Source organism: Micromonospora sp. CA-111912, from assembly GCF_050948415.1.
Taxonomy (GTDB): domain Bacteria; phylum Actinomycetota; class Actinomycetes; order Mycobacteriales; family Micromonosporaceae; genus Micromonospora.
Genome location: NZ_CP192007.1, coordinates 1782909 through 1807527, shown reverse-complemented (window position 1 = coordinate 1807527; position 24619 = coordinate 1782909). Strand labels below are relative to the sequence as shown.

The 24619-nt window shown below is 73.7% G+C and carries 20 protein-coding genes and 4 pseudogenes; 6 read left to right on the top strand and 18 right to left on the bottom strand.

All coding sequences use genetic code 11. The features are described 5' to 3' along the window. Positions 1-14: 14 nt before the first annotated feature. From ACQPZO_RS08280 to ACQPZO_RS08270, 3 genes are all read right to left on the bottom strand, one after another. Positions 15-935 carry a hypothetical protein gene (locus ACQPZO_RS08280; RefSeq protein WP_433348494.1) on the bottom strand — a complete coding sequence of 307 codons (921 nt, stop codon included), beginning with the start codon at positions 933-935 and terminating at the stop codon, positions 15-17. After that, on the bottom strand, positions 935-1204 hold the full coding sequence (locus ACQPZO_RS08275) for a hypothetical protein (RefSeq protein ID WP_350885207.1): 270 nt from the start codon (positions 1202-1204) through the stop codon (positions 935-937). The genes ACQPZO_RS08280 and ACQPZO_RS08275 overlap by 1 nt, the downstream gene beginning before the upstream one ends. Before the next feature lie 295 nt (positions 1205-1499). Then, positions 1500-2084: an HhH-GPD-type base excision DNA repair protein gene (locus tag ACQPZO_RS08270; RefSeq protein WP_433348492.1), complete on the bottom strand. Its 585-nt coding sequence runs from the start codon at positions 2082-2084 to the stop codon at positions 1500-1502. Here ACQPZO_RS08270 and ACQPZO_RS08265 point away from each other — a divergent pair. After that, positions 2074-2760, top strand: coding sequence for a GNAT family N-acetyltransferase (locus ACQPZO_RS08265; RefSeq protein WP_433348490.1), 687 nt, complete (start codon positions 2074-2076; stop codon positions 2758-2760). The two genes, ACQPZO_RS08270 and ACQPZO_RS08265, sit on opposite strands and share 11 nt — an antisense overlap. Positions 2761-2777: 17 nt before the next feature. Here the strand turns inward: ACQPZO_RS08265 and ACQPZO_RS08260 are convergent, their stop codons facing one another. Further along, complete coding sequence (locus tag ACQPZO_RS08260) at positions 2778-2900, bottom strand: hypothetical protein (protein ID WP_433348489.1); 123 nt, start codon at positions 2898-2900, stop codon at positions 2778-2780. Positions 2901-3038: 138 nt separating this feature from the next. Between ACQPZO_RS08260 and ACQPZO_RS08255 the strand changes: the two genes are divergently transcribed. Continuing rightward, entirely contained in the window at positions 3039-4523 is a 1485-nt protein-coding gene (locus tag ACQPZO_RS08255; RefSeq protein ID WP_433348487.1) for a DUF7059 domain-containing protein, read from the top strand. Continuing rightward, on the top strand, positions 4523-4945 hold the full coding sequence (dtd, locus tag ACQPZO_RS08250; RefSeq protein WP_387016221.1) for a D-aminoacyl-tRNA deacylase: 423 nt from the start codon (positions 4523-4525) through the stop codon (positions 4943-4945). Before ACQPZO_RS08255 ends, dtd begins: the two co-directional genes overlap by 1 nt. Positions 4946-5049: 104 nt before the next feature. Here dtd and ACQPZO_RS08245 read toward each other — a convergent pair whose 3' ends face one another. Continuing rightward, a complete protein-coding gene (locus ACQPZO_RS08245) occupies positions 5050-5838 on the bottom strand; it encodes a sporulation protein (protein WP_433348484.1) in 789 nt (262 codons plus the stop codon). Positions 5839-6091: 253 nt separating this feature from the next. Here ACQPZO_RS08245 and sigB point away from each other — a divergent pair, with 253 nt between their 5' ends. Then, positions 6092-7096 (top strand): RNA polymerase sigma factor SigB, encoded by a 1005-nt coding sequence (gene sigB, locus ACQPZO_RS08240; protein ID WP_433348482.1) that lies wholly within the window; start codon positions 6092-6094, stop codon positions 7094-7096. 64 nt (positions 7097-7160) lie between these two features. Here the strand turns inward: sigB and ACQPZO_RS08235 are convergent, their stop codons facing one another. From ACQPZO_RS08235 to ACQPZO_RS08225, 3 genes are all read right to left on the bottom strand, one after another. Further along, positions 7161-9719, bottom strand: a complete 2559-nt coding sequence (locus tag ACQPZO_RS08235; protein WP_433348480.1) for a GNAT family N-acetyltransferase — start codon at positions 9717-9719, stop codon at positions 7161-7163. Between the two features lie 30 nt (positions 9720-9749). Next, complete coding sequence (locus ACQPZO_RS08230; RefSeq protein ID WP_433348479.1) at positions 9750-10931, bottom strand: acetoin utilization protein AcuC; 1182 nt, start codon at positions 10929-10931, stop codon at positions 9750-9752. A gap of 81 nt (positions 10932-11012) precedes the next feature. After that, positions 11013-11861, bottom strand: coding sequence for a sulfurtransferase (locus ACQPZO_RS08225; RefSeq protein ID WP_433348477.1), 849 nt, complete (start codon positions 11859-11861; stop codon positions 11013-11015). A gap of 124 nt (positions 11862-11985) precedes the next feature. Here ACQPZO_RS08225 and ACQPZO_RS08220 point away from each other — a divergent pair, with 124 nt between their 5' ends. Next, positions 11986-12645: a metal-dependent transcriptional regulator gene (locus ACQPZO_RS08220; protein WP_433350874.1), complete on the top strand. Its 660-nt coding sequence runs from the start codon at positions 11986-11988 to the stop codon at positions 12643-12645. A 58-nt stretch (positions 12646-12703) separates the two neighbouring features. Here ACQPZO_RS08220 and ACQPZO_RS08215 read toward each other — a convergent pair whose 3' ends face one another. The 9 genes and pseudogenes from ACQPZO_RS08215 to nrdR all read right to left on the bottom strand — a co-directional run bounded on the left by ACQPZO_RS08215 (position 12704) and on the right by nrdR (position 21233). Next, the gene (locus ACQPZO_RS08215) at positions 12704-13255 is read right to left on the bottom strand and encodes a hypothetical protein (RefSeq protein WP_433348475.1); all 552 of its coding nucleotides are present in this window, start codon (positions 13253-13255) and stop codon (positions 12704-12706) included. A gap of 127 nt (positions 13256-13382) precedes the next feature. Then, positions 13383-14327: an asparaginase domain-containing protein gene (locus tag ACQPZO_RS08210; protein WP_433350872.1), complete on the bottom strand. Its 945-nt coding sequence runs from the start codon at positions 14325-14327 to the stop codon at positions 13383-13385. Between the two features lie 35 nt (positions 14328-14362). Continuing rightward, entirely contained in the window at positions 14363-15019 is a 657-nt protein-coding gene (locus ACQPZO_RS08205) for a class I SAM-dependent DNA methyltransferase (protein WP_433348473.1), read from the bottom strand. 50 nt (positions 15020-15069) lie between these two features. After that, positions 15070-15564 carry a DUF664 domain-containing protein gene (locus ACQPZO_RS08200; protein WP_433348471.1) on the bottom strand — a complete coding sequence of 165 codons (495 nt, stop codon included), beginning with the start codon at positions 15562-15564 and terminating at the stop codon, positions 15070-15072. Positions 15565-15634: 70 nt separating this feature from the next. Further along, positions 15635-16558 (bottom strand): annotated as a pseudogene (locus tag ACQPZO_RS08195) (DUF2332 domain-containing protein); the annotation flags it as partial. 133 nt (positions 16559-16691) lie between these two features. Then, positions 16692-19124, bottom strand: a pseudogene (locus tag ACQPZO_RS08190) (vitamin B12-dependent ribonucleotide reductase); the annotation flags it as partial. Between the two features lie 225 nt (positions 19125-19349). After that, positions 19350-20144 (bottom strand): annotated as a pseudogene (locus tag ACQPZO_RS08185) (LAGLIDADG family homing endonuclease); the annotation flags it as partial. A gap of 39 nt (positions 20145-20183) precedes the next feature. Further along, positions 20184-20651: pseudogene (locus tag ACQPZO_RS08180) on the bottom strand (vitamin B12-dependent ribonucleotide reductase); the annotation flags it as partial. Between the two features lie 66 nt (positions 20652-20717). After that, the gene (gene nrdR / locus ACQPZO_RS08175; protein WP_433348469.1) at positions 20718-21233 is read right to left on the bottom strand and encodes a transcriptional regulator NrdR; all 516 of its coding nucleotides are present in this window, start codon (positions 21231-21233) and stop codon (positions 20718-20720) included. Between the two features lie 574 nt (positions 21234-21807). Here nrdR and lexA point away from each other — a divergent pair. Further along, the gene (gene lexA, locus ACQPZO_RS08170) at positions 21808-22593 is read left to right on the top strand and encodes a transcriptional repressor LexA (RefSeq protein ID WP_161688192.1); all 786 of its coding nucleotides are present in this window, start codon (positions 21808-21810) and stop codon (positions 22591-22593) included. Positions 22594-22742: 149 nt separating this feature from the next. Here the strand turns inward: lexA and ACQPZO_RS08165 are convergent, their stop codons facing one another. Then, a complete protein-coding gene (locus tag ACQPZO_RS08165) occupies positions 22743-24470 on the bottom strand; it encodes a hypothetical protein (RefSeq protein WP_433348467.1) in 1728 nt (575 codons plus the stop codon). Positions 24471-24619: the final 149 nt, after the last annotated feature.

Here is a 24619-nt window from a genome sequence, read left to right as displayed (position 1 = left end):
TCCGTCGCCGCGCCTCAGCCCATGAGCTGCCCGAACGCGGCACGCTCCGCGTCGCGCACGTACGTCCGCCCGGACGGGTACGTCAGCGTGGCGTGCAGGTCACAGTCGCCCCGGTAGAACCACTCGACGTACGGCACGTCGGGCTGCGCCCGCAGGTGGGCCATGTTGTCCCGCATGGCCTGCGCGCAGACGGCCCCGTCCGGGTCGTACGGCGTCCCGTCGTCGAGGGTGGGCTTGCGCCTGATCCCCCACTCCGGGACCACCAGCGGCCTGCCGACCCGCCTCGCCTGGGCGAGCGCGAACTCGTTGCGCTCGACCGGGGTGCGGTACCGCTCGTAGCCGGTGTCGTAGATGTCGAACCCCACCGCGTCCACCCCGGGGTAGCTGGCGACCACCCCGAACTCGGCCCACCAGGACGCCTGCCGTCGGGCGGCGTACTCGGTGAACACCGGCACCAGCCAGACCTCGCGACGGCGGGGGTGCCCGGCGAGCGCGGCGACCAGTTCCTGCCACTGCTGCCGGAACGCCGCCGGGGCCGGGTCGGCCCCGGACTGCTGCTCCGGTTCGTGGTCGAGCGTCACCAGGTCCACCACCCGCCGGCGGCTGGCGGGCCGGGCCGAGAGCCAGTCGCGCACGGCCGCCGCCGAGGTGCCGGCGGTCCAGTCCTTGAAGCTGTAGTGCAGCGGGCAGTCGGCGGGCACCTGGGCGAGAAGCCCCGACCAGGGCTCCAGGCCGGCGCCGGGGCCGGAGTAGAGCCGCACCGTCCCCGGGTGCGGGTACCGGGCGAGCATCGCCTGGATCGCGGCGACCGAACTCCCCGGAGGTGTCCAGCCCAGGGCTGTCGGCGCCGCCACCCTGACCGCCGTGCTGACGGTGGTGGTGTTGCCCCCCGCGTCCGCCACCCGCGCGGTCAGGGTGACCGTACGGGTGAACATCAGACCCGGACCGAGAAGCGACCGGACGCCGCCGGGTCGGCGACGATCGTCACGGCCGGATCGGTCGTGGTCAACTCGAACTTCAGCGGGTCGCCGACGGTCAGCGTGGTGGTGGCGGTCGCCACGTGCCCGGCCACGTCGGTGACCTTCCCGGTCACGGTGACCGTGCGGGCGTCCGGGTCGTAGGCGTCGATCACCACCTGGGCGGTCTGGCCGGGCTGGAGCGTGCTGGGGGTCGCGGTGATCGACCGGATGACGGGATTGGCCATGATGCCCTCCGGGGGCGGCTGCGGGCCTGAGCCCAGGCGATCGGGATCAGCCGCGGGCCGCCCACCACTCCCGGTGGACGCACCCGATCGGCAGGCCCGTGCCGTCGCGCGCCGGACGACCACCCGCTGCGCCGTTGCGGCGGGATGGGCGTCGCCCGATACCCGCTGCTCTGGTTGCAGAATGCCACGTCAACGGCCCTACGGGTAGCCACCGACGGGACGAGACCCACGCCCGACCCCGCCCGTCCACCGTCGCCCCCGCCGTACGGGCGACGAGCCCGGCGGGCGGGTCGCGTCAGCCCTTCGCGGCCTTCGCCTCCGCCTTCATCCGCTGCTTGTGCTCCCGCACCCGGCGCAGCGACTCCTGGTCGGTGACGTCGGCGACCGACCGGTACGCGTCGGCGTCGCCGTACCCGCCGGCCGCCTCGCGCCAGCCGTCCGGGGTGACGCCGAACCGCTTGCCGAGTAGGGCGAGGAAGATCTGCGCCTTCTGCCGGCCGAACCCGGGCAGCCCGGCGATCCGGGCCAGCAGTTCCCGCCCGTCGGCGGCGTCGGCCCAGAGCCGGGCGGCGTCCCCGTCGTACCTGTCCACCAGGGTTCGGCACACCTCCTGCACCCGGGCCGCCATCGCCTTTGGGAACCGGTGCAGGGCCGGTGGCCGGGCGAAGACCGCCACCAACTCGTCCGGGTCGTACCCGGCCAGTTCGCGGGCGTCCGGCTCGTGCCCGAGCCGCTGCGCCAGCACGTACGGCGAGGAGAACGCCTTCTCCATGGGGATCTGCTGGTCGAGGACGAGCCCGAGGACAAGGGCCAGCGCATTCCGATTGAGAAGTTCGTTCGCCGCTGGATCGATAGGCAAGGACAGCGTCATGGCAATCATGGTCCCTCACCAGAACCCGCTGGCGACGATTACCTGGCGTGTCGAAGCCGCCACCAGGTCGAACCTCGACCCGATGGCCCCGGAAGGGGAAGATCTCAACATGGGCCGCGCCGATGTGATCGACAACGAAGAACTGCGCACTCCTCGGCTGTCGCTACGCCGCCCGATCCACGTTGATATCGACACCATCTATCGGATCCACAGCGATCCAAGGGCGTACGCCCACAACCCGGCTGACGCGCTTGCCACCCGTACGGAAGCCGAGGAGCGGTACCAACGCTGGAACGAGCACTGGAACCAGCACGGCTTCGGCTACTGGACCGTCCACAGCCAGCTGCGGACCTGTCAGCCACTCGGCTTCTGCGGCATCAAGCTGATGCAGCTGCATGGCCGCACCATCTTGAACCTCTTCTACCGGCTTGACCCGCTGGCCTGGGGCAACGGAGTAGCCACCGAAGCCGCCACCACCGTGGTCAACTGGGCAACAGCGCACCTGCCCGACTATCCGATCATCGCGAGAGTCCGACCCGACAACGCAGCGTCGCTGAAGGTCGCCGCACGCACCGGCCTGCGTCGCGCTCCCCATCTCGATACGGACGGGGAGGATGGCCTCGACTGGATCTTCACATCGAACTGGCGGGACGACGCCGAGCCTGTCCACGACCCGCGCCCCTGAAGCCGCTCGGCGAAGACCTAGAACGCCGTTTTCCCTGGTTGGACAATCTGTTGGTCGAGCACCATGCCGAGCAGCAGCGCCAGCGGGCTGCGCTCCAGCAGCCGGTTGGCCTCGGGGTCGATGGGGAGCGAAACCGTCATGCCGTCCATCCTCCCCGCCACCGGCCCGGGGCCGACGGCGACTCCCCGGGGCCCGCGCCGAGCCGCTCCCGCTCCCCGGCGGGCGGATTTGCGGGCGGCGGTGACGGGTCGCCCGGGCACGGAGGGCAGGATGGCAACGTGGACGAACACGACATGCTGCTCTCCCCCGCCGGCGTCGACGCGCTCCGGACGGCGCTGACCCGCGCCGCGTACACCTCGAACGGGATCGCCGACCGGCTCGGCCCACAGGCCACCGGCGGGGCGGCCCGCAACGACTTCCGGGCCGCGCTGCGGGCCACCGAGGACCGTGACCCGCTCGGCACGCTGATCCGGGTGTTCATCTGCGATCAGACCGAGCCGGAGGCCGCGGTGGCCGCCGCGCTCGCCCCGCTGACCGTGGATGAGGCGCTGGCCGGGGGCCTGGTCGAGCGGCACGGCGACGGCCTGCGCGCCGGCGTGGACCTGGAGCCGTACGGGGACGACTGGTGGGTCCTCGCCGACCTGCCGGCCAGTTCCCGGCCGGGCCGGCCGCTGCACTCCGAGCACGTGCTCGGCATCGGCGGGGCGACCCAGACGCTGATCGGGGCGGCCGTGCGCCGGCCGGTGGAGACCGCGCTGGACCTGGGCACCGGCTCCGGGGTGCAGGCGCTGCACCTGTCGGAGCACGCCCGCCGGGTCACCGCCACCGACCTCTCGCGGCGGGCGCTGCGTTTCGCCGCCACCACCGCCGCGCTCAACGGCCAGGACTGGGAGCTGCTACGCGGCGACATGGTCGCCCCGGTCGCCGGGCGCCGGTTCGACCTGGTGGTCAGCAACCCGCCGTTCGTGGTGGGCCCCGGCACCACCACCCACGTCTATCGGGACTCCGGCCGGGCGGGCGACGCGATCGGGTCCGAACTGGCCGCCGCCGCCCCGGGCCTGCTCACCGAGGGCGGCACCATGCAGTACCTCGCCAACTGGGTGCACGTGACGGGCGAGGACTGGGGCGAGCGGGTGGCCGGCTGGTTCGCCGGCACCGGCCTGGACGCCTGGGTGATCCAGCGCGAGGTCGCCGACCCGATGGCGTACGTCAACCTGTGGCTGACCGACGTCGGCGAGGCCGCCGACCCGCACCGGATGGCTGCCTGGCTGGACTGGTTCGACGCGCACAAGGTGGAGGCGGTCGGCTTCGGCATCGTCTCGCTGCGCCGCGCCGGGCACGCCGACCCGGCGGTCCGGGTGGAGGACCTGCGGCAGCGGGTGGAGCCGCCGATGGGCGACCGGATCGCCGCCTGGTTCGACCGCCAGGACTGGCTGCGAGCACGTGACACCGAGGGGCTGCTCGCCGAGCGCTACCGGGCCGCCGACGGGCTCCAGCTCCGCCAGGAGGCCACTATGGGCGACGATGGCTGGGCCGTGGACCGGCAGGTCCTCGCCATGCCGCACGGGCTGCGCTGGACCGAGGAGGTCGACCCGCTGGTGCTGGCCCTGGTCGGCGGCGCGGACGGTCGGCTGCCGCTGCGTGACCAGCTCGCGCTGCTCGCCGCCGCGCACGACGTGGCGCCGGAGGAACTGGCCGACTCGGCCGGCCCGATCGTGGCGCACCTGGTGGAGCGCGGCATCATCGAGCCGGTCACCGCCTGATGCGGGCGGTGGTGCAGACGGTCGGCCGGGCCAGCGTCACGGTCGACGGCGAGGTCGTCGGCGAGGTCACCGACGGGCTGCTGGTGCTGCTCGGGGTGACCCACACCGACACCCCGGAGACCGCACGGACCATGGCCCGGAAGGTCCACGAGCTGCGCATCCTGGACGACGAGCGCAGCGCGGCGGACACCGGCGCCGGCATCCTGGTGGTCAGCCAGTTCACCCTCTACGGCGACGCCCGCCGGGGCCGCCGGCCGAGCTGGACCGCCGCCGCCCCGGCAGAGATGGCGGAACCCCTGGTAACGACGGTCGTCGAGGCGCTGCGCGAGCGCGGCGCCCCGGTAGCGACGGGCCGCTTCCGCACCCACATGCTGGTGGAAAGCGTCAACGTAGGCCCCCGCACCCTCCTCCTGGACCTCTGACCCCGCCCCGTTGATCAAGAGGTTTGCGCCCGGAGCCGGGCCCCGGACGCAAACCTCTTGATCAACTGTGCCCGTGACGGGCCGGGCCGTCCGCAGGGGGAGGGTCAGAAGAACAGGCCACGGCGTTGGACGGACTGGCGGATCCAGCCGTCGAGCTGGGCGGCCCAGTCCGTGTTGTGTGCCGTGGCGTGGGGGACGGTGAAGCGACCGAACGCGTCCCGACCCTCGGTGAGGACGCCGCCCCGCTTGTCGATCTCCAGCACCACCTGCACCTGCTGCGGGTCGGTGACGAAGGTGACCTCCAGCTGGTTGATCGCCCGGGCGTACTGGGGCGCCGGGTAGAACTCGATCTCCTGGTAGAACGGCAGGGTCTGCCGTACCCCGTAGATGTGGCCCCGCTCGTTGTCGGCGCGGGCGAACCGGAAGCCCAGCCGCAGCAACGCCTCCAGCAGCGCCTCCTGGGCCGGCAGCGGGTGCACCGCCACCGCGTCCAGGTCGCCCTTGTCCACCGCGCGGGCCACCTCCAGCTCGGTGCGCAGCCCCATCGTCATCCCGTGCAGGTGCTGCCCGTACAGCTCGGTCAGCGGCGTCTCCCACGGCACGTCGAAGCGGAAGGGCACGTCGTAGCGCTGCCCCGGCTCCAGCCGGAACGCCCCCGTCAGCTGGCGGCGCTGGAACTCCTGGGTGGTCTCGTAGTCGTTGTCACCGCTCTCCACCTCGACCCGGGTGACCAGGCCCAGCGCGACATACTCGACGTCCACCGGGTGCTCGCCGCCAGCCACGTGGACGGTGCCCTCCAACTGCCCGCCGGGGCGGCAGTTCGGGTTCGCCAGGATCGTCTCCACCGACGGGCCGCCCACGCCCATCGCCTGCATGAGCCGCTTGAAGACCACGACACGCTCCAGTCTCTCGGTGGTCGGTCGCCGCAGCGACCGACCGTGTGACCGGCCAAAACGGCCGACCGCTGGCACGGTAACCGGGGTCGGCAAGCCACGGACGCACGGGCACCCCCTATTATCCGTGTCGGTTCCCCGATCGCCTCACTCCCGTTTCACGCCCGACTTGCCAGAGTGTGTGTCACCGGCGCCACTGGGCCGGTGAGACGGCACCGACGTGGACACGGGGAGAACAGAGATGGTCCTGCAGATGACCGAGAACCAGATCGGCCCGGCCGTCACCATCGACGCCGAGCTCGGCACCGACACCCTCACCGACCTGGACGCCACCGACGAGCGCGGCATCTCCACGGACCTGGTCCGGGCCTACCTCAACGGCATCGGGCGCACCAAGCTGCTCACCGCCGCGCAGGAGGTCGAGCTGTCCCGCCGGATCGAGGCCGGGCTCTTCGCCGAGGAGAAGCTGGCGACCTGCACCCCGGTGTCCACGCAGCTGCGGTCCGACCTGGAGCTGATCGTCGCCGAGGGCCGCGCGGCCAAGGACCACCTGCTCGAGGCGAACCTGCGCCTCGTCGTCAGCATCGCCAAGCGGTACACCGGCCGGGGGATGGCGTTCCTGGACCTGATCCAGGAGGGCAACCTGGGCCTGATCCGGGCGGTGGAGAAGTTCGACTACACCAAGGGCTTCAAGTTCTCCACGTACGCCACCTGGTGGATCCGGCAGGCGATCACCCGGGCGATGGCCGACCAGGCCCGCACCATCCGCATCCCGGTGCACATGGTCGAGCAGGTCAACCGGATGGTCCGGGCCCGCCGCGAGTTGGCCGTCACGCTGGGTCGCGAGCCCATCGTCGCCGAGGTCGCCAGGGCCATGGGCGTCCCCGAGTTCCAGGTCATCGAGCTGATCTCGTACGACCGGGAGCCGGTCAGCCTGGACCAGGCCGTCGGCGAGGACGGCGAGAGCGTCCTCGGCGACTTCGTCGCCGCCGTGGACCCGTCCGCCGGGCCGGGCGAGGCCGCCGCCGACGGCGAGCTGCGCAACGAGGTGCGGATCGTGCTGGCCACCCTGTCCCAGCGGGAGCAGGCCGTGATCCGGCTCCGGTTCGGCCTGGACGACGGCCGGCAGCGCACCCTGGACGAGGTGGGCAGGGAGTTCGGCCTGTCGCGGGAGCGGATCCGGCAGATCGAGAAGGTGACGCTGCTGAAGCTGCGCGACCCGGAGCGGGCACAGCGCCTGGAGGCGTTCGCCTGCTGAGCGGTCGTGTCGCAAGGAGGGGCCCCGGCGGTTCGCCGGGGCCCCTCGCGCGTGGCGGCGCCCCTCACAGCCGGCGGGGGCCGGTATCGGGGCGGGCACCGGCGGCGCCGGTGCGGACGGTGGCGTGCAGCACGGAGACTCCGTCCGGGCGGGCCAGCACCGGGTTGAGGGTGAGCGAGCGGACCCGGGGCTGCTCGTCGGCGAGCCGCCCGACCCGCAGCAGCAGCTCCACCAGAGCCGCCCGGTCCACCGGGGCGGCCCCGCGGTGCCCGCGCAGCAGCGGCGCGGCCCGGGGCGTGTCGACCAGCTCGCCGGCGTCGGAGTCGGTCAGCGGCACCGCCCGCCAGGCCCGGTCGCCGAGCAGTTCGGTGGCGACGCCGCCGAGCCCGAACCCGACCACCGGCCCGAACGCCGGGTCCTCCACCAGCTCCACCACGCAGGGCACTCCGGGCGGAACCATCGCCTGCACCAGGACGTCCGCGCCGAAGGCCGCCGCCATTTCCGCGTACGCCCGGCGGACGGCCGGCTCGTCTGCCAGGTCGAGGCGGACCGCGCCGAGGTCGAGGCGGTGCCGTAGCCCGGCTGCGGCGGCCTTCAGCGCCACCGGCCAGCCGAGCGCCCCGGCGGCGGCCACCGCCTCGTCGGCCGAGCGCGCCGGCACGGAGGGCGCCACGTCGATCCCGTACGCGCCGAGCAGCCCGGCCGGATCGGCGCCGTCGGCCCGCAGCGCGGCCTGGGCGGCGGCGGGGTCGATCCGGGGCAGCTCGGGCAGCACGCCGGGTGGGCGACGCAGCCAGTCGGCGTACGTGGCGACCCGAGCCAGGGCGCGCACCGCCTCCTCCACGCTCGGGTAGGCCGGCACCCCGGCCGGGGGCCGCCCGGCGAGGAACGTGGCCACCACCGGCCGACCGGCGCCGAACGCACCGGGCAGAGCGGCGGCGAAGTCGGCCTCGGGGTCGGTGAGCTGCCCGGGCAGCGGCGGAGCGAAGACCGCGACGAGGGCGTCCACGCCGTCGTCGGCGGCGGCGACGCCGAGCGCGGCGGCGAACTCGGCCGCCCCGGCCTGGGGCCCCACGTCGGACGGGTACCCGGCGGCCACGGTCAGCCCCTGCGCGGCGCAGGCCGTGGCGGCCAGCCCGGTCAGCGCCGAGGAGTTGCCCACCACGCCGACCCGCCGGCCGGCCGGCAGCGGCTGGTGGGCCAGCAGCACGCCGACGTCGAGCAACTCGGCGACGGTGTCCACCCGGATCACCCCGGACTGCGCGAACAGGGCGCTGACCGCGACCGCGTCCGGGCCGGGGGCGTCGGCGTTCAGCCCGGGCGGGCGGGCCGGGGAGGCCAGCGCCACCACCGGCTTGTCCCGGCCGATCCGCCGGGCCAGCCGGGCGAACTTGCGTGGGTTGCCGAACGTCTCCAGGTACAACATGATCACGTCGGTGCCGGGGTCGTCCTGCCAGTACTGGAGCAGGTCGTTGCCGGAGACGTCGGCCCGGTTGCCGGCCGAGACGAAGCTCGACACGCCCAGGCCCCGCCGGTGCGCCTCGGCGAGCAGGGCCACCCCGAACGCCCCGGACTGGCTGAAGATGCCCACCCGGCCGGGTGCCGGCAGCGCCGGGGCGAGGGTCGCGTTGAGGCGCACCGCCTCGTCGGTGTTGGCCACGCCGAGGCAGTTCGGGCCGACGACCCGCATGCCGGCGGCGTGCGCCGCGCGGACCAGGGCCCGCTGGGCCGCCGCGCCCGCCGGGCCGGCCTCGGCGAAGCCGGCGGAGATCACCACCAGGCCGTGCGCGCCGGCCGCCGCCGCGTCGGCCACCACCGCGCCGACCGCCTCCGGGGCCACCGCGACCACCGCCAGGTCGATCGCCCGGCCGGCGTCGACCGCCGAGGGGTACGCGGGCAGCCCCGCCACCGTCGCCGCGCTCGGGTGCACGGGCACCACCGCCCCGGTGAACCCGCCGTCGCGCAGGTGCCCGAGCAGCGCCGCGCCGACGCCCTGACCGGTGGCGCTGGCCCCGTACACGGCGACGCCCCGGGGGGCGAGCAGCCGGGCGATGGAACGCGCCTCGGTGCGGTGCTCCCGGCCGCGCTGCACCTCCAGCGTCTGCTCGGTGGGAGCGATCGGGAAGCTGAGGTGCACCACGCCGTCGGCGTACTGGCGCTGGACCTGGTAGCCGAAGTCGGCGAAGACCCGCAGCATCGCCCCGTTGGCCGGGAGCACCTCGGCGACGAAGCGCACGATCCCGGCCCGCCGGGCGGCGTCGGCCAGGTGCTCCAGCAGCACCGAACCGATCCCCCGGCCCTGGTAGGCGTCCTCCACCACGAACGCGACCTCGGCCTCGGGGGCCTGCGGGCCGAGCCGCTCGTACCGGCCGACGGCGACGATCCGGTCGGCGGCCAGCACCACGAACGCCTCCCGGTCCCGGTGGTCGACCACCACGAACCGCCGCAGGTCCCGCTCCGGGATCCGCGGGTACGGCGAGAAGTAGCGCAGGTAGCGGGTGCGCTCGGAGAACCGCGAGTGCAGCGCCACGATGCCCGGCGCGTCGTCCGGACGGATCGGCCGCAGCCCGACGGTCGTGCCGTCGCTGAGCAGCACGTCCACCGGCTGGTCGACAGTGGTCACGCCTTCGGTCCCCTCCCCGGGTACGCCGACTCAGTCACGCGGGTCGTGCGGGTCGAGCCCGAGCAGCGGGAACACCGCCTTGCGGGTGGCCGCCACGGCCCGGTCCACCGCGTTCGGCTCGCCCGTCGGCTGCCACGGCTCGTACGCCGGGTCGACGTCGTCGGTCATCCGCAGGGGCACCTCCCGGCCGGGGCGGCGCTCGGCGGCCAGCCGCCGCCAACCCGGCGGGGTGGGCGTGGCCGGGTCGACCGGGTCGCCGGTGGCCACCGCCAGCAGGTGGGTCCACGCCCGTGGCACCACCTCGACCAGGGCGTACCCGCCGCCGCCGGTGGCCACCCAGCGGCCCTCGCACAGCTCGTCGGCGAGCGCCCGCAGGGCGACGTAGGTGGCCCGCTGCCCGTCGACGGAGAGGTGCAGGTCGGCGAGGGGGTCGATCCGGTGCCCGTCGGCGCCGCACTGGGTCACGAGGATCTGCGGCCGGAACGCGCGCAGCACCGACGGCACGATCGCGTGGAACGCCCGCTGCCAGCCGGTGTCGTCGACGCCGGGCGGCAGCGGCACGTTGACGGCGCTGCCCTCCGCGCCGGGGCCGCCGGTCTCGTCGGGGAAGCCGGTGCCGGGGAACAGGGCCAGCGGGGTCTCGTGCAGGCTGACCGTGAGCACCCGGGGGTCGTGGTAGAAGATCTCCTGCACGCCGTCGCCGTGGTGCACGTCCACGTCCACGTACGCGACCCGCTGCGCGCCGAGGTCGAGCAGCCGGGCGATGGCGACCGCGGGATCGTTGTAGACGCAGAAGCCGGCGGCCCGGTCCGGCATGGCGTGGTGCAGTCCCCCGGCCACGTTGACCGCGCGCCGTGCCTCGCCCCGCCAGACCGCCTCGGCGGCGGCCACGGTGGCCCCGGCGATCAGCGCGCTGGACTCGTGCATCCCGTCGAAGACCGGGTTGTCGGAGGTGCCCAGCCCGTAGCCGGCGAAGAGCGGGTCCCGGGGGGCGATCCGCACCGCGTTCAGGTAGCGCGGGTCGTGCACCCGGGTGAGCAGGGCGTCGTCGGCCGGCGCCGGAGCGACCAGACGGACCCCGGGCCGGTCGAGAACGCCCAGCTCGCGGGCGAGCGCGACGGTCAGCTCCACCCGGACCGGGTCGAGCGGATGGTCACCCATGTCGTAGGCGAGCAAGGCCTCGTCCCACACCACCACAGTGTCCTCGGACATGGGCCCATCGTCGCACGAGCACCGACGGCGGCCCGTCACACGCGCTGGCTCCGCGGCCGGTGTCGGCCGCGGAACCTGCGGTCAGCCGCCGGTGGCGACGGGGCGGGACGGGTCGGCGACCCAGTTGCTCCACGACCCGACGTAGAGCGCGGCGTCCGGGCGGCCGGCGAGGTGCAGGGCGAGCACGGCCTGCGCGGCGGTCACCCCGGAGCCGCAGTACGCCCCGACCGGCGCGGCGTCGGTGACCCCGGCGGCGGCGAACCGGTCCCGCAGCACGGCTGCGGCGGGGAACCGCCCGTCCGGGTCGACGTACCCGCCGGCGGGCAGGTTCACCGCGCCCGGCACGTGCCCGGCGACGGGGTCGATCGGCTCGGTCTCGCCCCGGTAGCGCGCCCCGGCCCGCACGTCGAGCAGCACCCCGGAGCCGGCGGCGGCGAGCGCGGCGGCGGCACCGGTGTCCAGCACCGGCAGCTCCCCCGGCCGGACCGACACGTCGCCGGGCACCGGGGCGGGGACCTCGGTGGACACGGGCAGGCCGGCGGCCACCCAGGCCGGGTAGCCGCCGTGCAGCAGCCGCACCGACCGGTGCCCGGCCCAGCGCAGCGTCCACCAGGCGCGGGCGGCGGCCAACCCGTCGCCGCCGTCGTACACGACGACGGGGTGACCGGCGCGGACGCCGGCGGCCCGCAGCGCGGACTGGAGGGCGGCGGGGTCGGGCAGCGGGTGCCGGCCGGCGGCGCCGGGCGGCCCGCACAGCTCGGTGTCGAGGTCGACGAAGACCGCGCCGGGGAGATGGCCGGCGGCGTAGTCGTCGCGGCCGGGCGGGCCGACGAGCCGCCAGCGGACGTCGAGCAGGGTGGGCGGGTCGGCGTGATCGAGCTCGGCGGCGAGCCGGTCGGCCTCGACCAGCGGTTCCTCGGTACCGGACATGGTGTCCAGTCAACACCATCCGGGCAGCGACCTCGCGTTTCGCCGGAGAGCCTTGTCCGGCGTCCGGGGTAGCATCGACCTCTGGGAGGTCGCTGACGTGAATGACCTGGTCGACACGACCGAGATGTACCTACGCACCATCCTCGAGCTGGAAGAGGAGGGCGTGCCGCCGCTGCGTGCCCGCATCGCCGAACGGTTGAGCCAGAGCGGCCCCACCGTCAGCCAGACCGTCGCCCGGATGGAGCGCGACGGGCTGCTCACCGTCGAGGGCGACCGGCACCTGATGCTGACCGGGCTGGGCCGCAGCGCCGCCGTGTCCGTGATGCGCAAGCACCGGCTCGCCGAGCTGCTGCTGGTCAACGTCATCGGAATGCCCTACGAGGAGGCCCACGAGGAGGCCTGCCGGTGGGAGCACGTGATGAGCGACGCGGTGGAGAAGCGGGTCTACGACCTGCTCAACCGCCCGACCCGCTCGCCGTACGGCAACCCCATCCCGGGCCTGGAGGAGCTGGGCACCCTGGAGGCGCCGGCCGACGGCACCGAGGACGCGGGTGAGCGCAACCTGGCGTTCCCCGGGCTGTCCGGCCCGGTGGTGGTGCGGCGCATCTGCGAGAGCGTGCAGACCGACGCCGACGTGCTGCGCCAGCTGCACGCCGCCGGGGTCGACCCGGGCGCCACGGTGACCGTGGCCCAGGAGCGCGACGGCGTCTTCATCGACCGCTCCGGCGACCGGATCCGGCTGCCCCGCGAGGTCGCCTCCCGGGTGTTCGTCGCCGCCCACTGACACCCCTGCCCTGGCGCGCCCGATCGGCCCGGCGATGCCGGCCCGATCGGGCCGGGGCTCACAGTGCCCGGGTGTCGACCGTCTGCGCCAGGCCGACGAGCCGTTCCGTGAGCTCCTCGGCGGCGGCGCGGGTGGTGCCCTTCGGCAACGTCCAACGCAACGTGGCGAGCCGGTCCTCGGCTGCCAGCCAGCCGACCTCGGCGACCGGCCCGTGGCCGTCGGCGGCGGAGGCGGTCCGCCGGTAGCCGGCCCGGCCCAACTTGCTGACCGCTCGGGCCCCGCCCGGCCGCACGTCGGCGGTGAAGCCCGCCACGTCGATCGAGGTGGCGCTGACGGTGAGCGCCAGTTCGGGCAGCAGCGCCTGCTCCGCGCGGACCACGCAGGTGTGCGTGTCACCGCGCGAGCTGGACGCCGCCACGTCGAACCGTTTCCCGGTGTGCTCCTCGATCACCGCGAAGTCGAGCAGCCGGCACGCGCCGCCCGAGGAGGCCGCCGGCACGTCGAGCACGACCGGCTCGGCCCGGGGCACCGCCACCGGCTCGGGGTCCTGGGCGGCGCACCCCGACACGACCAGCACCGCAACGCCCGCGAGACAGATCCGGCCGCGCACGCCCCACCTCCGCCGTCCCCGGCGGGCTCCCGCCGGTTGTCGTCGGACACCGTACGGGCTGTCCGCGTCGGACGGAAGCCCTCAGTCAGGTCACGTACGGGCAGTGTCGGCAGCCGCCGGTCCGGGTTCAGCCGCGCCGGGCGAACGCGGCGGCGATGTCCGCCCGGTCCGCGCCCGCCGCGAGCAGCACCCTCAGCAGCACCTTCGCCTTGTACGGGTCGAGCAGCCCACCGTTGACCAGCCCACGCCGCTGAAGGTCGGTCTCCGACCCCACCGCCCCGTACGTGTGCCGCAGCACCGCCCCGGCCCCGATGCGCGAGGTGAGTACCACCGGCACCCGCTCCGCCAGTTCTCCGAGCACCGGGGCGAGCGCGGGCGGGACGTGCCCGACGCCGAACCCGGCCACGACCACCCCGTCCCGGCCCCGGGACAGGCCGGTGACGAGGTCGGTGTCCTCGTCGAGGGTGACGGTGTGCAGGGCCACCCGGACCGCGTCGAGCCGGTCGGCGTCCACCCCGGGCACCGGGGGCAGCCGATGCGGTCGGGTCAGCACCCGCACCTCCCCCTCCACCACGTGCCCGAGCGGCCCGACGTTGGGTGAGACGAAGGCACCGGTGCTGGTGCTGTGCGTCTTGCGGACCCAGCGGGCGGCGTGCACCTCGTCGTTACACACGACCAGTGCCCCCAGATCGCGGGCGGCCGGGGCGGCGGCCACCCGGGCCGCCGCGAGCAGATTCGCCGGGCCGTCCGCACCGGCGAGGGTGGGGTTGCGCATCGCACCGGTGAAGACGAGCGGCTCCGGGTGTGGCCAGAGCAGGTCGGCCAGGAACACCGTCTCCTCCAGCGTGTCGGTGCCCTGGGTCACCACCACGCCGGCCGCGCCGCCGGCCACCGCCGACGACGCCGCGGCGACCAGGTCCAGGATCTGCCGGTACGTGAGGTCCGCGCTGGGCACCGCCCGCGTGTCGCGTACGTCGATCGGGTGGCCGAGGTCGGCGAGGCCCGGCACGGCCGCGACCAGGTCGGCCCCGGTGAGCCGGGCGACCACCCCGCCCCCGGCGGACCCGGCCATCGCGATGGTCCCGCCGAGGGTGAACAGGACGACGGTCACCGCCCGGCCTCCCCGCCGGGCCGGCGGGCCAGCAGGTACGCCTGCGGGCCGCGCTCGTACCCCTCGGGCTCCCGGAGCAGGCGGGCGTGTACGGCGAAACCGGCCCCGGCGAGCTGCGCGGCGACCCGGTCCGGCGGCAGCCAGTGCACGTCGTAGGAGACGGTGTGGCCGTACGCCTGCTCGAGGCGGAAACGCTCGTCGCCGGCCTTGAACGCGAGCAGCAGCTCACCGCCCGGGGCGAGCACCCGGTGGAACCCGGCGAAGACCCCGGGCAGCACCTCCGGCGGCAGGTGGATGATCGAATACCAGGCGACGAGGCCGGCGAGCCCGCCGTCGGGCAGCGGCAGGTCGGTCATCGAGCCGACGGCGAAGCGCAGCCCCGGCCAGGCGTCCCGGGCCACCGCGACCATCCCCGGGGACAGGTCGAGCCCCGCGACGTCCAGCCCCAGGTCGCGCAGGTGGGCGGTGATCCGGCCGGTGCCGCAGCCGACCTCGACGACCGGCCCCGCGTCGCCGACCAGCTCGGCGAAGGTGGCCAGCATCGCCCGTTCCAGCGGCTTGCCCGCCAGCTCGCCGTGCACCAGTCGGGCGTAGTCGACCGCCACCGTGTCGTACGCGGCGCGGGTCTCCCGCAGCCAGTCCGGTTCCCCCATGACCGGCCACCCTAGTCGCCGCCGGAGCCGCCGTGGGGACGCCGGCGCGGTCAGTCCGTCAGCACCAGCCACGTCCGGCCGTCGATCAGTTCCCGGGCGGCGTCGAGGTGCCCGGCGTGGCAGGCGGTCTCGGTGATCACGTGCAGGACCGTCCGGCGCAGGGCGTGCGGCGGCAGGCCCGGGAAGACCTCCTCCGGCCACCAGGCCGGGGCGGCGGCCAGGTCGGTGCCGGCGATCACCGCGTCGGCCAGCTCCGCCTCCCGCCGGTACAGGTCGAACACCGCCGCGGCCGGCGTCTCCGCGTCGACCCGCCAGGCGTCGGCCCCGGACTCCAGGCCGACGCGCTCACCGGCGACGACGGCCCGGAACCAGAACCGCTCGACGTCGAGGGCGAGGTGGCGGACCAGCCCCAGACAGGACCAGCCGGACGGCAGCACCGGCCGGCGCAGGGCCTCCTCGGGCAGCCCGTCCAGGATGCCGAGCACGTGGTGGCGCTGCGCGTGAAGCGCCGCCAGCAGCGCCGTGCGCTCCTCATCGTGGGACATCCGGGCCCTCCGTTTCGGTGGGTACGCGCGCCGTCAGCTCGACGAACGGGCGGGACCGCCCAGCCTGGGCGAACCAGGTGATCGCCTGCCCGTGGGGGCGGGTCCAGGCCAGCGGCTCGCCGTCCAGCGCGAGCACGTTGTACAGCGCCTCGTCCGGCGGCTCCGGCAGCGCGTCGTGCCCCAGTACGCCCGGGTCCTCGTTGGCAACCCAGTGCCCGGGTAGGCCGCGCACCACCTCGACGAACGCCTCCCGGCGCGGCGGCGGCACCTGGTAGAGCACGGAGGTGTGGAACACCACCAGCGTCGCGCCGGCCGGGGCCCGCGCGGCCAGGGCCGGCAGGTCGTCCACCAGGTCGCCGCGGACCAACAGCGGCGGATCGGTCGCGGCGACGGCTGCGGCGGCTCGCAGCCGGGCCCGGCGGTGAGTGTGCTCGGGCCAGATGAGCGCGTCCAGCCAGGCGACGTCGGCCGGGTCGGTGACGTCGAGCGGGTTCAGGTCCAGGCCGGCCCGCCACACCACCTCGGGCCGGCCGTCGGGTGGGGCCGTCCCGGTGAGCGCGCAGTCGAGGACCGGCTCGCCCGCGCCGAGCAGGTGGCCGCCGTAGCGGTAGGCGTACCGGTCGGGGTAGAGGCAGAGCCCGGCGGACGCGCCGACCTCCAGCAGCGCGAGCGGCTGCGGCAGCGCGGCGAGCACCGGCAGCAGCACGGCGCACCGCCCGGCCTCGTTGGTCTGGGTGGCTCGGATGCGCAGCTCCGCCTCGATCGCCGGCCAGTGCGCCACCGCGAAGTCGCGAAACGCGGCCGGGTCCTCGACCGGGCCGCCGAGGAACCGTACGACGCCGAAGAGCAGGTTGGGCTGCCGCCTGGCCGGCGGGAGCGTGCCGAGCCGCGCGAGCACCTCGGCGTCGCGGGAGACCGCCAGGGCCAGGCGCTCGTACGCGGGCGACACGCCGCGCGCCTCGCGGGCGGCGAACCCGGCGTAGCTGGCGGCGATCGATAGAGCTTCGTGGATCACCGGGACAGTGTAGGGAGGCACGGTGACATCGACTTGACGCTTCCGTTGCCTGCCGCCTGGCCCCGGCTCACGAGCCCCGGGCGCGTCAACGCCCGGGGCTCGTTGCCTTCTGTCAGCTGCAACCGCTGGTGGAGCCGCAGCCCTCGCAGACGTAGCAGCTGCCGGCCGGGCGCATCTTCGTGCCGCAGGTGAAGCAGAGCGGCGCGTCGGCGGCCTTGCCGATCACGGCCTCCAGCAGTTCGGTGCTGGAGCCGACCGACGGGGCCGGCTTGGCGGCGGCGACGTCGGCCAGTTCCTGCGCCGGCTGGGCGATCGGGCCGGTCTTCGTCTCCGGTGCCTCGACCGGGGCGGAGGAGGCCATCGCGGTCAGCTCCGCACCGCTGACCGACGCGCTCTCCGCCTCCGCCTCGGCCCGCAGCTGCGCGGCCCGCTCCTTGGCGGTGAAGATGCCCAGCTCGGCGCGGCCCTCGTACGGCAGGAAGTCCAGGGCCAGGCGACGGAAGATGTAGTCCATCACCGAGGCGGCCATCCGCACGTCCGGGTCGTCGGTCATGCCGGCCGGCTCGAAGCGCATGTTGGTGAACTTGCTGACGTACGTCTCCAGCGGGACGCCGTACTGGAGACCGATGGAGATGGCCACCGAGAAGGCGTCCATCACCCCGGCCAGGGTCGAGCCCTGCTTCGACATCTTGAGGAAGACCTCGCCGAGGCCGTCATCGGGGTACGACGACGCGGTGAGGTACCCCTCGGCACCGCCGACGGAGAAGCTGACCGTCTGCGACGGGCGCTTCTTCGGCAGCCGCTTACGCACCGGGCGGTACTCGACGACCTTCTCGACCGTCTTCTCCACCGCGACCGGAACCACGGCGGGCGCGATCGTCTTGTTCGGCTTGGCCACGGACAGCGGCTGGCCGACCTTGCAGTTGTCCCGGTAGATGGCCAGCGCCTTGAGGCCGAGCTTCCAGCCCTCGAAGTAGATCTTCTCGACGTCGGCGACGGTGGCCTGCTCCGGCATGTTGACCGTCTTGGAGATGGCACCGGAGATGAACGGCTGGACGGCCGCCATCATCCGCACGTGCCCCATCGGCGCGATGGTCCGCTCGCCCATGGCGCAGTCGAAGACCGGGTAGTGCTCCGGCTTGAGGCCGGGGGCGTCCACCACGTGGCCGTGGTCGGCGATGTGCTCGACGATCGCCTCGACCTGCTCCTCGGGGTAGCCGATGCTGCGCAGGGCGCGCGGGACGGTCTGGTTGACGATCTGCATCGAGCCGCCGCCGACCAGCTTCTTGAACTTGACCAGCGCCAGGTCCGGCTCGACGCCGGTGGTGTCGCAGTCCATCATGAGGCCAATGGTGCCGGTCGGAGCCAGTACTGCGGCCTGCGAGTTGCGCCAGCCGAACTTGTCACCGATCTTGTTGCCCTGGGTCCACTGCTTGGTCGCCTCGCGGCCGATCGCGGTGGCCACGGTGCCCGTCGGCTTGATCTCGTCGTTGGCGGCGGCGTGCTTGCGCATGACCCGCTTGTGCGGCTCGGCGTTGCGGGCGTAGCCGTCGTACGGGCCGACGATGCCGGCCAGCTCGGCCGAGCGGCGGTACGCGGTGCCGGTCATCAGGGAGGTGATCGAGGCGGCGACCGAGCGGCCCTGCTCCGAGTCGTACGGCAGGCCCGAGGCCATCAGCAGCGCGCCGAGGTTGGCGTACCCGATGCCGAGCTGCCGGTAGGCGCGGGTGGTCTCGCCGATCTTCTCGGTCGGGAAGTCGGCGAAGCAGATCGAGATGTCCATCGCGGTGATGACGAACTCGACGGACCTGACGAACTTCTCCACCTCGAAGCCACCGTCTGCGCGGAGGAACTTCATCAGGTTGAGCGAGGCCAGGTTGCACGAGGAGTTGTCCAGGTGCAAGTACTCTGAGCAGGGATTAGACGCGGTGATCCGGCCGGTCTCCGGGCAGGTGTGCCAGTCGTTGATGGTGTCGTCGTACTGCAGGCCGGGGTCGGCGCACTCCCAGGCGGCCTGGGAGATGGTGCGGAACAGCTTCTTGGCGTCGATGGTCTCGATGGTCTGCCCGTCGAGCCGGCCGCGCAGGTCGAAGCCGCCGCCGTTCTCCACCGCCGACATGAACTCGTCGGAGACCCGGACCGAGTTGTTGGCGTTCTGGTACTGCACGCTGACGATGTCGTTGCCGCCGAGGTCCATGTCGAAGCCGGCGTCCCGCAGCGCGCGGATCTTGTCCTCCTCGCGCGCCTTGGTGATCACGAACTCCTCGATGTCCGGGTGGTCGACGTCGAGGATGACCATCTTGGCCGCGCGCCGGGTGGCGCCGCCGGACTTTATGGTCCCCGCGCTCGCGTCCGCGCCGCGCATGAAGCTGACCGGGCCGGAGGCGGTGCCACCGGAGGAGAGCAGCTCCCGGGAGGAGCGGATCCGGGACAGGTTGACCCCGGAGCCGGAGCCGCCCTTGAAGATCAGCCCCTCCTCCTTGTACCAGTCGAGGATCGAGTCCATCGAGTCGTCGACGGCCAGGATGAAACAGTTGTGCACCCGGAGGTTACCGGCGAGGAACTCGCCGCTATCCGTCTGGATGTCGTAGACCTCCATCGTGCCGAGCGCCTCGACGTGGTCGATCTCCAGCCGCTTGACGTCGTTGGCCGGCCGACCCGGCTTGCCGAAGCTCTGTTCGAGCTTGGCCATCTTCTCCGCGCCGACGAACCCGATGTGCGTGGCGAAGAGGTCTCGGTCGCCGTCGTTCTGGATCCGAACCGACCAGCAGCCCTTGCGGTCCGGACGCGGGTCCGGCTTGTACGCGACGCGGGAAAAGATCCCGAAGCGCAGCAACAGGCTCTGCACACCACGGATCAGCTTCTCCGAGATCATGTCCACCGCGACGAGCGTCGACTGCTCGCGCGCCGAGACGTAGCCCTCGGCCTGGAAGATGCTGCGCAGGTACGCCGCCACGACCGGCAGCGGCGCGGTGAGGAGCCTCGCCGGCACCTCCATCCCGACGCCGCGCGTGAGCAGGTCCCACTTGTCCACGAACGGACGCAGGTGCTCGCCGTAGAGGCGGGTACGCCGGCAGTCCAGCTCGTCGCTCTGCGTCTCCACCGGGCGCTCGTGCCGGTGAGCGCCGCAGAAGACCTCGTCGAGGGTGCCGGTGACCCAGTCCAACTCGTCGTCGTTGACCGTAATCGCCTCGATCGTCAACGACCGGTTCGTGCCCTCGTCGTACTGACCCACAAACCCGTCGGACTGCAACCAGCCGGCGAGGGCGGCTTCGCGGATCTCCCGCAGGTCGATCTCGCTCTCGCCATAGGCGTACGTGCGGTGCCACTCGAGTTGGTCGCCGGGCGTCAGCGTGCCGGCCTCGACCCAGCGGCCCGACCCGTGGCCCGTGCTCTTCCACACCACGTGGTCCGGCGTGACGTCGAGCTGGTAACCCGCCTTGGTGTGCAGCCGGATGACATCGCGCACCCCGTTGGCCTTGACGGCGACGATCTTGGTCAGGCCGTTGCCGTCGTACACCTTGGTCCCGACGGCGTTCTCTTCGACCAGCTTGCCGATCGGCACCAACCCTCCGGGCGTGCTGACCAGCGAATCGTACGGCAGGCACGCAGAGACCTGTTGGGGCGACGGCGTGCCGACGTTGAACCAGACCGGCGAGTTGAAGCTGAACACCTGGTGCAGCAGCATCCAGGTCAGCTCGTGGGCGAACACCTCGGCGTCGGCCGGGGCCGCGAAGTAGCCGTACTCCTCGCCCGCCTTGCGGTAGGTGCTGACCACCCGGTCGATGAGCTGCCGCAGCGACCACTCCCGATCCGGGGTGCCCACCGCGCCCCGGAAGTACTTGGTGGTCACGATGTTGGCCGCGTTGACGCTCCAGGACTCGGGGAACTCGACCCCGCGCTGCTCGAAGTTGATCGAGCCGTCCCGCCAGTTCGTCATCACGACGTCGCGACGCTCCCACGTCACCTCGTCGTACGGGTGGACCCCGTCGGTCGTCCACACCCGCTCGATTTTGAGGCCCGCGCCGGCCTTCGTCCGCGTCCGGCTGGCTGTCACGCCGTCCCCCGCCATCTCATCCGCCCCCTCGTCTGCGCGGTCACCCGCCGCGCGTCGCACTGTCAGCAATTCAGGAAAAGTTCAAACGGTACGGTCGGCGGCCCCCGCCGCCGCCCCGGCGTCGCCGTCCGCCCCGGCGCCCTCGCGGGCGCGGGCGGCGGCTCGCAGCGTCTCGATCTCGCGCTCGAAGTCGGTCAGCGAGTCGAACGAGCGGTAGACGCTGGCGAAGCGGAGGTACGCCACCTCATCCAGGTCCCGCAGTGGGCCGAGGATCGCCAGCCCCACGTCGTGGCTGGGGATCTCGGCGGCCCCCCTGGCCCGGATGGTCTCCTCGACCTTCTGGGCGAGCAGGGCGATGGAGTCCTCGTCGACCGGCCGCCCCTGGCACGCCTTGCGCACCCCACCGCCGATCTTGGTACGGCTGAACGGCTCGGTCACCCCGCTGCGCTTGACCACCGCGAGCACCGCCTCCTCGACGGTGGTGAACCGCTTGCCGCACTCCGGGCAGGACCGCCGCCGGCGGATCAACTGGCCGTCGTCGGCCTCCCGCGAGTCGACGACCCGGGAGTCGGCGTGCCTGCAGTACGGGCACCGCATCGCCTGACCTCCTTCGTCGTTGGCGGGCACACCGGGCACCCCCGGACGCACGGAACCGCGGCGCCGGCCCCGCGTGGGGCCGCCACCGGGTGCGGCAGCAGGGAGTGCGGTCGGTAGTTGAACCCAACCTGTAGGCGACTTACGCCCATGTGACTACTACATCTAGGGGTCGACCGTATGCGTCCGGCGGACCGAAATCAAGTTCGCCGACCCGCCCGGCGCGTCATCAGGATCACGTCCCGCACTCCCCCTCACCGGATCGCCGAAAGCCCCAACGCGGGACCGCTCCCCCTGGTCACGGCCGACCCACCGAGGGCGGAAAACCGCAGGCAGGGCACGCCGGAGCTCGAACTGATGTTCGAGAGCCGCGTACCGTTTACCAGAACAGGCGTTCGGATTTCCCGGTTTCCCGCTCCGACACGCCGACGAAGGTCGTACAGATGTTTGAAAATGACCGATCCCACCTATACGGTCAAGAACAACCGGACGCGGCGGGTTCCGCCCCGCCCGGTCGCCACACCCCGCACGCACCACGAGCCGCCGAGGCACCCAGCGCCGACCAGGGAGGACGGACGTGACCGAGGACCGGGCCAGCCGGCCGAAGAACCCGCAGCAGATCGCCGAGGCGGGTCCGCCGGCCACTCGGCGCCCCCGCGCCGCGCGCAGCCGGACCGGGCAGCCGGCCGTGCGAGCGGTCACCCCGGTGGTCAGCAGCTTCCCCGACCCGGCCACGGTCGACCTCACCGCCCGGCAGCGCCGCATCCTGGAGTTCATTCGCACCTGGGTCGATCGGCACGGGTACCCGCCGAGCGTGCGGGAGATCGGCGAGGCCGTCGGGCTCGTCTCCCCGTCCAGCGTCGCCTACCAGCTCAAGGAGCTGGAGAAGAAGGGCTTCCTGCGCCGCGACCCGAACCGGCCGCGCGCGGTGGACGTCCGGGCCCCCAGCGACATGATCGACGACGAGGCGTCCCGCTCGCAGCGGCCCACCCCGGCGTACGTGCCGATGCTGGGCCGGATCGCCGCCGGTGGGCCGATCCTCGCCGAGCAGGCGGTGGAGGACATCTTCCCCCTCCCCCGCGAGCTGGTCGGCGAGGGCGAGGTCTTCATGCTCCAGGTCAAGGGCGACTCGATGCTCGACGCCGCCATCTGCGACGGGGACTGGGTGGTGGTCCGGCAGCAGCCGACCGCCGACTCCGGCGAGATCGTCGCGGCGATGCTCGACGGGGAGGCGACGGTGAAGACCTACCGCCACCGGGACGGCCACGTCTGGCTGATGCCGCAGAACCCGGCCTTCGACCCGATCCCCGGCGACGACGCCACCATCATGGGCCGGGTCGTCGCCGTCCTGCGTCGGATCTGACCGCTGACGGGCAGCGGTCGCCACGGCGGCCGTTGCCCTGAAGGCCGTTGCCCCGACGGCCATCGCCCCGGCGAAGCCTCAGCGAGGCATCGTCGATCATGCCGCCGGCGACCGGTGTCCGCGTCGGCGCCGATCGATAGGTGAATCGGTCAGTAGCGGTCGCCACGGTGCCCGCGACCGCTGCCGGGCGCCTGGCCGCCGTAGCCGCCCCGCCCGTCGTCGTGCCCGCCCTCGCCGCGCCGACCCGCGCGGGAGTCGCGCGGGTCCCGGGGGTCCCGCCCCCGCCGGGGCGGCTCGGCACGCCCTCCGCCGCCGTACACCCCGCCGCGCACCGGCCGGCTGTCCCGGCCGGGCTGGCCCCCGCCCGGGGGCTGCCCGCCGGCGGGCTGGTCCCCGCCGTAGACGCCACCACCGCCAGGTCGGCCACCGCCGCCGTAGACCCCGCCGCCCTGAGGCCGGCCGCCGCCTACAGGCCGGCCACCGCCGCCACCGGGGCGGCCACCACCGCCTGCGGGACGGCCACCACCGCCGCCGTAGACCCCGCGGGAGGGGCCCTGGGCCGGGCCGCCGGCAGCCGGGCCCTCGCCGTACACAGCGGCCGGCGCGCCGCCGTAGACCCCGCCGCGCGAACGGTCCCCGCCCGGCGGCGGCGGGCCGTCGGCCGGGCGGCCGTAGCCGGACTCGTCCGGGCTGTCGTCCAGCGGGAACTCGTCCCGCTCCGGCACGTCCTGGCGGGCCTTCGGACCGCCGGCCGGCGCGGGGCGCTTCCGCGCCCGCACGATGCCGAGGATGCCCGCGCCGACCATCAGCGCGCCGACCACGCCGACCGCGGCGATCAGGTACGTGATCTGGTCGAGGCTCAGCCCCTCCATCCAGGACTGCCCCGCCGCGGACTTGGGCGGGCCGGCGTCGCCACCGGTCAGCGCCTCGGCGCCGGTGGTGGAGGGGGCGTAGCCCAGGATGTCGATCGGGTCGTCCGGGGCCAGCTCACCGCCGTCGGAGACCGTGACGAACGACTTGCCGTCCGGGGTGTAGGAGATCGCCTCGCCGAACGGGTCCGTCAGCGGGGTCACCCGGGGCTTGCCGCCGGTCAGCGCCCCGACGATGTCGCCGTTCGACACGTCGTACTCGAAGGCGTCCGCGTACGTGCGCAGCACCACCTTCGTGCCGTCGGGCGAGCGGGCGGCGCCGGTGACGGCGACCCGGCCGAAAATGTTCAGCACGTTCGGGGTGGTCGTCTTCGGCAGCGACACCTCGCCGACCCTGGTCATCGGCACCGGTTCGGTTTCGCCGGTCCTGAGCTTGCCCGACGGGGTGAAGATCTGGGCCTTGCCGCTGGCCACCTTGGTGATGATCAGCGGCTTGCCGTCGTCGCCGATCAGCAGCGCCTCGGCGTCGTGCGGCTTGCCCTCGGGGTAGGAGAGCCGGTGCAGCACCGGCTTGGCCGACCCGTCGGCCGGCATGCTCCACACCGCCACCCGCTCGCGCCGCTGGGCGCCGATGTTGTCGCCGATGTCGGCGATCCACAGCTTCTCGCCGTCCGGCGAGAGCGCGAGGTCCTCGGTGTCGAGCGGACCCTTGCCCGAGTAGCGCACCGGCTCCCTCGCCAGCTTGCACTTGGTGTCGAGGAAGAACACCCGCTTGTGGCTCTCGACGTCGGTGCCGTCGTTGACCACCACGTATCCGCTCTTCGTGGCCACCAGGCCGGAGAGCTCCCGCAGGCGCTCGTCGACGACCGTGCAGCGCTTCTTGCCGGGAGTCGGCTCGGGTGCGGCGGCCGCCGGGGCGGCGGGCGCGGCCAGGGCGGCTCCGGAGAGCGCCACGGTCGCCCCGAGCAGGCCGAGGGCAACCGTGACCGAGGAAACAGCGCGGCGCATGAGGTTCAGTGTCGCATGCCGCGTGAATACCGGAGTCACGCCGGGACGCCGACGTTGAGTCGCCCCTCACGACCGGGCGGTACGGACCCGTGCCAGCAGGCACCACCCGGCCGACGCCGATCCCGCACGCCGGCGGGGGACGTCGCCCC